Below are 8,687 nucleotides of genomic sequence, written 5' to 3'. Positions count from 1 at the left end.
CGGCTCCGTGGCCGTCCTCGCCCTGGACGAGCAGGACCGCGTGGTCGTCCTCCGGCAGTACCGGCACCCGGTACGGCAGAGGCTCTGGGAGATCCCGGCCGGACTCCTCGACGTCCCCGGCGAGAACCCGCTGCACGCCGCCCAGCGCGAGCTGTACGAGGAGGCGCACATCAAGGCGGAGGACTGGCGGGTCCTGGCCGACGTCTACACCACGCCCGGCGGCTGCGACGAGGCCGTACGGATCTTCCTGGCGCGGGACCTCGCCGAGGCGGAGGGCGAGCGCTTCGAGGTCTCCGAGGAGGAGGCCGACATGGAGCTCGCGCGGGTGCCGGTGGGCGACCTCGTGCGTGGGGTCCTCGCGGGCGAGCTGCACAACAACTGCCTGGTGGTGGGGGTGCTTTCGCTGGTGGCGGCGCGGGCGGGCGAGGGCCTGGACGCCCTCCGCCCGGCCTCGACCCCCTGGCCGGCCAGGCCCTTCGAGGGGTAACCCCTCGGCCCCGCGCCCGGCGCCCGCGCGGGCCCGCACCCGCGCGGGCCCGCACCCGGCTACGGCGGGTAGTCGGGGAGCGTCATCGCGTCGTGCAGGCGCGCGCTCTTCGTCGTGAGGCGGATCAGTCCGCGGGCCGGGCCCGCCGGCAGGGCGGAGATCAGACGGGCGCCCTGGGCCAGGCCCCACACGCCGAGGCGCGACGTGGGTATCAGGGTCTTCGCCGCGCTCAGCGCGACCGCACGGCTGCCGCGTACGTACGTGGACATCGCGCGCTCGTACGCGGGGAAGGCGCGCGTGTGGTCGCCCCCCGCCCGTGCCAGCTCCCCGGCGAGGACGTACGCGCCGACGACGGCCAGACTGGTGCTGCCCCCGACGGCCGGGCCGGGGCAGTAGCCCGCGTCGCCGACGAGCGTCACCCTCCCCCGCGACCAGGTGTCCATGCGGAGCTGGGTGATCGAGTCGAAGTAGAACGCCGGGGTGCGGTCGAGCTCGTCCAGCCAGCGGTCCACCCGATCGTGCATGCCGGCGAACGCTCCGCGCAGCAGCTCCTTCTGCCGGGGGACGTCGTGGTGGTGGCAGTCGAGCTCGCGCTCGCTCCGGAACAGGAACAGCACCCGCGCGTCGCCGACGTGCCGCGCGCCGTACATGCCGGCGGTGCGGCCGACGCCGACGTGGAGGAGGAGCTCGCCGTCGAGGTCGGAGTCGTTCGGCAGGGTCAGCACCGCGAGGTAGGCCCCGATGTACGCGTCGAGGCGGGACTCCTCGTCGAAGACGAGGCGGCGGACGTTGGAGTGCAGCCCGTCCGCGCCGACGACGAGGTCGAAGCGGCGCGGCGCGCCGTTCTCGAACCGCACCTCGCCGTCGGGCGAGATCGCGGTGATCGAGTCGCCGAAGACGTACTCGACGTCGTCGCGTGCGGCGTCGTAGTAGATCGCGCTCAGGTCGTCGCGCATGATCTCGACGTGCCGGTCGGAGGCGGCGCCGAAGATCTTGGAGAGGTCCGCCCGGACGGGACGCCGTGAGCCCTCCCGGTGGACGGTCATCCGGTTCGTGCCGGTGGCCCGCTCCTCGACGCGCGGGAGCACGCCCATCCTCTCCGAGACGTCGGTCGCGGGCCGGAACAGGTCGACCGCGTGGCCGCCGGTCCTGCGCAGGGTCGGCGCGCGCTCGACCACGGTGACGGAGAAGCCGTGCCGGGTGAGCCAGTGGGCCAGGACAGGACCGGCGACGCCGGCGCCGGAGACGAGAATCCGCATGGCACCCCTCCTGGTCATTCGTGCATCGCGGCGAAGGCCAGCAGGGGAGCGGCGGTCCGCGGCGGATCCTCAAGGAGGGGCGAATGGCCGAGTCCGGGCAGCAGCTCGACCTGCGCGCCCGGAACGGCGCGGTACTCGGAGGCGGACGAGGACCGCCACCTCCGGTCGTCCTCGCCGAAGATCACCAGGAGCGGCTTGCCGAGGACCGATAGGCGGGACGGCAGCGCCCGTTGTTCCAGGTAGGAACGGGTGGCCCGCATCGTCGTGGTGAGCGTGTGGGGGGTCATGTCGCGCACGTCGTCCAGGAGCTCTTCCGGGATCCGATAGCCCGCGCGGCTGAAGGCCGTGCTCGCGAACAGTCGGAGCTGTTCGTCGGCCGGTGGCCACCGCGAGGGGGTGACGGCGGCGGACTCCGGTGCGATGAGGGCGTGCAGACCGGGGCCGGTGTTGACGAGCGCGAGTGCGGTCACCAGGTCGGGCCGCTCTTCGGCGAGGGCGGTGGCGACCGTGCCGCCGCTGGAGTGGCCGACGACCACGGCGCGCTCGACACCGAGCCGGTCCAGTACCGCACCCGCCCGGTGTGCCTGGTCCGGGATCGCATAGCTGCGGTCGGCCGGTTTCGCCGACCGGCCGTGCCCGAGCAGGTCGATCCGGATGACGCGGTGGGTTCCGGTCAGCAGCGGGACCATCGGGTTCCACGAGCGGGACGAGGAAGCGGACCCGTGGACGAGGAGGAGCGCGGGGGCGTCGCGGGGGCCGTCCTGGGACACGTGGAGGACGCCGTCGTCCAGCGGCAGGAGGGAACTCTCGGTGGTCTCGGCGCCGCCGTTCACGTACGGATCGCCTTCGGGAGCAGTGGTCATGGGCCCACTGTCTCCGCCGGTACGGGCCCGGGTATTGGACGAATGTTCCCCTTGGCCGGCTCGTACCATGGCGGCATGCAGACCTTCGCGCGCGGTGCGGCGGTGTGGGGTGTCGAGTGCCCGCGGGGGCCGAGCCGGGTGGCCGGTGTCAGCATGGCCGGGTTCCGCGTCCGTGACCTGGGGGCGCTCCGGATCGTCCCGTACCCGGCCGTCACGCTCCTGCTGGAGTTCGGTGCCGGTTCGCCCGTCCTCGACGGTGCCGCGGGGCGCCCGCAGCGGGGGAGCTTCGTCGCCGGGGCCGGGCTCGGGTCCGGAGGCGCGGTGTGGGCGCGGGGAGAGAACGTCGAGTGCGTGCAGGTGCGTCTGTCCCCGGTGGTCGCAGGCGCGATCCTGGGCGTCCCGCCCGCCGAACTGGACGGCGCCGTCGTGTCGTTGGAGGACGTGTGGGGCCGGGAGGCGTCACGGACCCGCGAGCGACTCCGTGCCGCATCGTCGTGGCAGGCCCGCTTCGCGCTGACGGACGCGCTGCTCGCCCGCCGGTACGAGGCGGGGCCGCCGGTGGATCCGGAGGTGGCCTGGGTCTGGCACCGGATGGTCGCCGGCCATGGCCTGGCCCGGGTCGACGGACTCGCGGCCGAGGTCGGGTGGAGCCGCAAGCGGTTGTGGTCCCGGTTCGGGTCGCAGCTCGGTCTGCCGCCCAAGCGCGCCATGAAGCTGGTCCGCTTCGACCACGCCGCCCACCGCCTGGTCGCGGGTGACCGCGCGGCCCGCGTCGCGGCCGAGACCGGCTACGCCGACCAGTCCCATCTGCACCGGGAGGTCATGGCGTTCACCGGGGCGACCCCCGCCGCCGTGGCCGACGAGCTGTTCCTCGCCGTGGACGACCTCGCGTGGCCCGGTCGCGGAACGACCTCCGTGCCCCACGGAGCCCGGCCGGTGTGACGATCCGCTGATCCGATCGGGGGATTCGTCCGCCGCGCTCCGCCAAGTCCGCCTCCCGCCCTGAACTACGCTCGGAATCGCCCGTGCGGAGCCCCCCGCGGGATCGGCTCGTGCGCAGGTGGACGGGAGCGTGGCCCGTGACGGATCAGGCTGTGGCGGCGGCCGGCAGCCGGCGGTTCTTCGGTCGGCAGCGGGAGTTGAAGGCCCTGCGCGCCGACATCGAGCGGACCGGCCTCGACACCCTCACCGGCCGCAAGGCGCCCCGTGCCCGGGTCCTGCTCATCGCCGGCAAGCCCGGCTCCGGACGGACCGCCCTCGCCGAGGAGCTGGCCGCCGGGCTCGCCGACCGTTACCCCGACGGCGTCTTCCGCGCCCGGCTCACCGAGCCCGGCGGCGACCCCGTCCCCACCGCGCGGGTCGCGCAGGAACTGCTCGCCGCGCTCGGCGTCGCCGAACCGCCCGGGGCCGGAGAGGACGAGTTGACCGAGCTCGTCAGGGGCGCGCTCGCCGACCGCCGGGCCGTTCTGCTCCTCGACGACGCCGTCGACGCCGAGCAGGCCGACCCCCTCATCCCCGACAACCCCGACGCCCTGGTCATCGGGGTCGCCCGCGGGCCCCTCACCGGCATCCCCGACGTGCGGCCCTGCACCCTCGGCGGGCTCGACCCCAAGTCGGCCATCGAGCTCCTCACCGCCTTCACCGGCTCCGTCCGCATCACCGTCGACCCGCAGGCCGCCGAGACCCTCGTCGAGGAGTGCGGGGGGCTGCCCGCCGCGGTCGTCCTCGCCGGCGGCTGGCTGTCCGTACAGCCGAAGGCCTCCGTCGCCGACCTCGCCAAGCGGCTGCGCGGGCTCAGCGGCGATCCCCTCACCCGGGCCTTCCTGCTCGCCCACGAGGCGCTGCCCGCCACCGCCGCCCGGATACTGCGATTCCTCGCCCTGGCCCCGCTGGGCCGGGCCGACGCCCACACCGCCTCCGCCCTGGCCGGCTGCTCGGTCTCGGCGGCCACGACGACCCTTGCCGACTTCGCCGCCCTGGGGCTCGTCTCGGGCGGCGAGGACGGACAGTACGAGGTGCGCGCGCACCTCGTCCCCCTCCTTCGCGCCCAGCTGGAGGAGCGCGACCGGCCCGCCGAGGTGCAGCTCGCCCGGGCCCGGATGCTGGAGCGGACCGTACGGCTCCTCCAGTCCTGCCGTGCGGTCACCGAACCCGAGGGCTCGCCCGCCCGCCGGAAGCTGGCCGGGCTGCCGCGTGCCCTGCGTTTCCCGAGCGCGGCCGCGGCCGCCGCCTGGCTGGACTCCCGGCAGGCCGTGCTCCTCGCCTCCGCCCGGCTCGCCGTGGCGGACGGGGAGCTCGACACCCTCGCCCGGCGCCTGGTCGCCTCGCTCGTCAGGGCGCTCGCCGCGCACCGGGGCGCCGAGGCCGCCGCCCCCGAGCTGTACGGCCTGCACCGGCTCGTCCTGGACGTGGCAGAGCGGCGCGGGCTGCACCGCGAGCAGGCCGCCGCCCTGCTGAACCTGGCCGATCTCGACGCCAGGACCGGCAGGACGAAGGACGCCCTGCTGCGATATCGGTCGGCTTTGGAGGCCGGACGCAGAGCAAATGACCCGTACGCGATCGGTCGCGCAATGGAATCCGTAGGTGGTTCCTATCAGGAGCTGGGGGACTGGCAGCGGGCCGGTGACTGGTACGGGCGGGCCCTCGCCCAGCGCCTCGCCCGGGACGAGCGCGCCGACCAGGCCCGTCTTTACGCCCGCCTCGGCGCCGTACAGACCTATGCGGGGCGGTACGGGGAGGCCCTGAGGAGCTGGCGGGCCGCCGCGGCCGGCTACCGGAGGCTCTCCGATCTCCCGGGCTACGCAAGGGCGTTGAGCGAGGCGGCCCGGGTCCAGGAGTACGCCGGACGGCCCGAAGAATCCCTGCGGACCTGCGAGGAAGCGGTGGAGTGGGCTCGCCGGGCCCAGGACACGCGGCTGCAGGCCGCGCTCCAGCTGCGTCTCGCCGACACCCTCGACCGGCTCGGCGACCCCGCGGCTGCCGGGCTGCACCGGTCCGCGGCGGAAAGACTCCTGGAAACGGAACCATCAGCCTACGAAATCCGCAGTGGCTCCGTCGAAGATTAGTACTTTGAAAGGCTAGACAGCGGGAACTCCTTCATTAGACTGGGTGCGCCGCGTTCGAACGTGGTCTGCCCCGGTGCGCTGCAGTGCATCCGGGTATGTATCGCAGTGCCCCAGTTATCCCCCTGATTCAAGGACCGTGATCGACGATGAAGGTCGGCATCCCCCGCGAGGTCAAGAACAACGAGTTCCGTGTGGCCATCACCCCTGCCGGTGTCCACGAGCTCGTCCGCAACGGCCACCAGGTCTTCATCGAGCAGAACGCCGGTGTCGGCTCCTCGATCACGGACGAGGAGTACGTCGCCGCCGGCGCCGAGATCCTCGCCACCGCCGACGAGGTCTGGGCCACCGCCGACCTTCTGCTCAAGGTCAAGGAGCCCATCGCGGAGGAGTACCACCGCCTCCGCAAGGACCAGACCCTCTTCACCTACCTGCACCTCGCCGCCTCCCGGGAGTGCACGGACGCGCTCCTCGAGTCCGGCACCACCGCCATCGCGTACGAGACGGTCGAGACCGCCAACCGCGCGCTCCCGCTGCTCGCCCCGATGTCCGAGGTCGCGGGCCGCCTGGCCCCGCAGGTCGGCGCCTACCACCTGATGCGCTCGGTCGGCGGCCGCGGCGTCCTCCCGGGCGGCGTCCCGGGCACCCACGCCGGCGAGTGCGTGGTCATCGGCGGCGGCGTCTCCGGCTGGAACGCCGTGCAGATCGCCATCGGCCTGGGCTTCCACGTGACCCTGCTCGACCGCGACATCAACAAGCTCCGCGAGGCCGACAAGATCTTCGGCACGAAGGTCAAGACGATCGTCTCCAACGCCTTCGAGCTGGAGAAGGCCGTCGTCGAGGCCGACCTCGTCATCGGCGCCGTCCTCATCCCGGGCGCCAAGGCCCCGAAGCTGGTCACCAACGAGCTCGTCGCCAAGATGAAGCCCGGAAGTGTCCTTGTCGACATTGCGATCGACCAGGGCGGCTGCTTCGAGGACTCGCACCCGACCACCCACGCCGAGCCGACCTTCCAGGTCCACAACTCGGTCTTCTACTGCGTCGCCAACATGCCGGGCGCGGTCCCGAACACCTCCACCTACGCCCTCACCAACGCCACGCTGCCCTACATCGTGTCGCTGGCGAACAACGGCTGGGTCGAGGCGCTGCGCCGCGACTCCGCCCTCGCCCTGGGCCTCAACACCCATGACGGCAAGGTGGTTTACAAGGAGGTCGCCGAGGCGCACGGCCTCGAGCACGTCGAGCTCGCCGGCCTCCTGGCCTGACCCCCGAAGGCCCGTTGACGCCGTCCCCGTCAACGCGTGCCGTCAATATCACGCACCCGGCCGGACCTTGTTCGACAAGGTCCGGCCGGTCGTGTCTCGGCACCCGCCGAAACGTTCGGGCAACTCGCCTCGAACGTAACCCTTTAACCGTTTCGCACACCCCTGAAACGTGTGGATGCATGCCTGCGCACCCTTGACAGAGACGTGTTCGGTTGCCGACACATCGGGCCGGGTCCGGCGGATTGTGTTGCTGCGGAGCGGTGACACGCCATAGAGTCGCCAACCGTCGGCATGGTGCCACGCTGACCTATCGATAAATGTTCCTGGTCACATCCAAGGAGGTAAGACGACTTGTGAATGAGTCGACATTTACTCCCGGGAGCGGTGCGCCAGGTGCCCCGATCGGCTCCGTCGCGGTGCGGACCTTCGCGACGCACCAGCCCATGACGAGTGCCCACACGATGAAGACGATGGACGGCCTACACGTGAACGCCACGGCCGGCAACGAGATGGGCCGAGAGTCCACCCACTTCGCCGCCTACGACGAGGTGCCCGAGGGGCACTTCTACGACCCCGACGCCGAGTACGAGCCCGACCCGGAGTACGCGGCCACCCTCGCACCCGACGCTGCCCGCCAGCGCCGCGAGCGGATCGGCCCCACCGGACGGCCCCTGCCGTACTTCCCGATCCCGGGTCCCCTGACCGACCACGGACCCGCGAAGATCATCGCGATGTGCAACCAGAAGGGCGGCGTCGGCAAGACCACGTCGACCATCAACCTGGGCGCCGCGCTCGCCGAGTACGGACGACGGGTGCTGCTCGTCGACTTCGACCCGCAGGGAGCCCTGTCGGTCGGCCTCGGCGTGAACCCGATGGAGCTCGACCTCACCGTCTACAACCTGCTCATGGAGCGGGGCATGTCGGCGGACGAGGTGCTCCTCAAGACCGCCGTGCCCAACATGGACCTGCTGCCGAGCAACATCGACCTCTCGGCCGCCGAAGTCCAGTTGGTCAGCGAGGTCGCGCGCGAGTCCACGCTCCAGCGCGCCCTGAAGCCGCTGATGAACGACTACGACTACATCGTGATCGACTGTCAGCCCTCGCTCGGCCTGCTGACCGTGAACGCCCTGACGGCCGCTCACAAGGTCATCGTGCCGCTGGAGTGCGAGTTCTTCGCGCTGCGCGGTGTCGCGCTGCTCACCGAGACCATCGAGAAGGTCCAGGAGCGGCTCAACCCCGAGCTGGAGCTCGACGGCATCCTCGCCACGATGTACGACTCCCGGACCGTGCACAGCCGTGAGGTCCTCGCGCGCGTCGTCGAGGCCTTCGACGACCACGTGTACCACACGGTCATCGGGCGGACCGTGCGCTTCCCGGAGACCACGGTCGCCGGCGAGCCCATCACCACGTACGCCTCCAACTCCGTGGGCGCCGCCGCCTACCGTCAGCTCGCCAGGGAGGTGCTCGCCCGGTGTCACGCCGAGTGAGTCTGCCCGGAGCCGACGAACTCTTCCGTACGACCGGGGGGACGGCGCTCCAGGCGTCCGCACCCCGCCGCGCGGTCCCCGCACCGGCGGCCGAGAGCGACACGGCGGCGGCCGAGGGCTCCGCGGAGCACGCTCCGGCGGACTCCGAGGCCGCGGAGCCGCGCGCCCGCACGGCCGAGCCCGAGGGACCGGCCGCCAAGGCCGCACCCGGCGCCTCGGTGCCCGCCCCCGCGGCGGCCCGGCGGCGCGGCGGCCGCACCGAGG

7 protein-coding genes and 1 pseudogene are annotated in these 8,687 nt (G+C 72.5%); 6 read left to right on the top strand and 2 right to left on the bottom strand.

The annotated features are described in order from the left end of the window. Nucleotides 1-487 (top strand): NUDIX domain-containing protein (locus CCN56_RS21555; RefSeq protein WP_086829160.1); only part of this gene is annotated, 487 nt, incomplete at its 5' end. Nucleotides 488-546: 59 nt separating this feature from the next. Here the strand turns inward: CCN56_RS21555 and CCN56_RS21550 are convergent. Then, nucleotides 547-1,746 carry an FAD-dependent monooxygenase gene (locus CCN56_RS21550; protein ID WP_086829156.1) on the bottom strand — a complete coding sequence of 400 codons (1,200 nt, stop codon included), beginning with the start codon at nucleotides 1,744-1,746 and terminating at the stop codon, nucleotides 547-549. A 14-nt stretch (nucleotides 1,747-1,760) separates the two neighbouring features. Then, a complete protein-coding gene (locus tag CCN56_RS21545) occupies nucleotides 1,761-2,609 on the bottom strand; it encodes an alpha/beta fold hydrolase (RefSeq protein WP_086829154.1) in 849 nt (282 codons plus the stop codon). A gap of 75 nt (nucleotides 2,610-2,684) precedes the next feature. Between CCN56_RS21545 and CCN56_RS21540 the strand changes: the two genes are divergently transcribed. The 5 genes and pseudogenes from CCN56_RS21540 to CCN56_RS21520 all read left to right on the top strand — a co-directional run. Beyond that, nucleotides 2,685-3,551: an AraC family transcriptional regulator gene (locus CCN56_RS21540; RefSeq protein ID WP_086829158.1), complete on the top strand. Its 867-nt coding sequence runs from the start codon at nucleotides 2,685-2,687 to the stop codon at nucleotides 3,549-3,551. Between the two features lie 137 nt (nucleotides 3,552-3,688). Beyond that, on the top strand, nucleotides 3,689-5,674 hold the full coding sequence (locus tag CCN56_RS21535) for an AAA family ATPase (protein ID WP_086829152.1): 1,986 nt from the start codon (nucleotides 3,689-3,691) through the stop codon (nucleotides 5,672-5,674). A gap of 146 nt (nucleotides 5,675-5,820) precedes the next feature. Then, nucleotides 5,821-6,936, top strand: a complete 1,116-nt coding sequence (gene ald / locus CCN56_RS21530) for an alanine dehydrogenase (protein ID WP_086829150.1) — start codon at nucleotides 5,821-5,823, stop codon at nucleotides 6,934-6,936. A 461-nt stretch (nucleotides 6,937-7,397) separates the two neighbouring features. Then, nucleotides 7,398-8,423, top strand: a complete 1,026-nt coding sequence (locus CCN56_RS21525) for a ParA family protein (RefSeq protein ID WP_030212665.1) — start codon at nucleotides 7,398-7,400, stop codon at nucleotides 8,421-8,423. Next, a pseudogene (locus CCN56_RS21520) lies at nucleotides 8,420-8,687 on the top strand (hypothetical protein); the annotation flags it as partial. The gene CCN56_RS21525 and the pseudogene CCN56_RS21520, both read left to right, overlap by 4 nt.

Origin of the sequence: Streptomyces sp. NRRL B-24572, from assembly GCF_002156145.1 — a bacterium.
GTDB lineage: Bacteria > Actinomycetota > Actinomycetes > Streptomycetales > Streptomycetaceae > Streptomyces > Streptomyces vietnamensis.
The sequence above is the reverse complement of the archived record's forward strand: the minus strand, read 5'-3'. Positions and strand labels throughout refer to the sequence as shown.

Excerpts from the sequence above, each read along its gene's own strand:
- CCN56_RS21550 (WP_086829156.1), bottom strand. The coding sequence starts at position 1,746 with ATGCGGATTCTCGTCTCCGGCGCCGGCGTCGCCGGTCCTGTCCTGGCC.
- CCN56_RS21545 (WP_086829154.1), bottom strand. The coding sequence starts at position 2,609 with ATGACCACTGCTCCCGAAGGCGATCCGTACGTGAACGGCGGCGCCGAG.
- CCN56_RS21540 (WP_086829158.1), top strand. The coding sequence starts at position 2,685 with ATGCAGACCTTCGCGCGCGGTGCGGCGGTGTGGGGTGTCGAGTGCCCG.
- ald (WP_086829150.1), top strand. The coding sequence starts at position 5,821 with ATGAAGGTCGGCATCCCCCGCGAGGTCAAGAACAACGAGTTCCGTGTG.
- CCN56_RS21525 (WP_030212665.1), top strand. The coding sequence starts at position 7,398 with ATGAAGACGATGGACGGCCTACACGTGAACGCCACGGCCGGCAACGAG.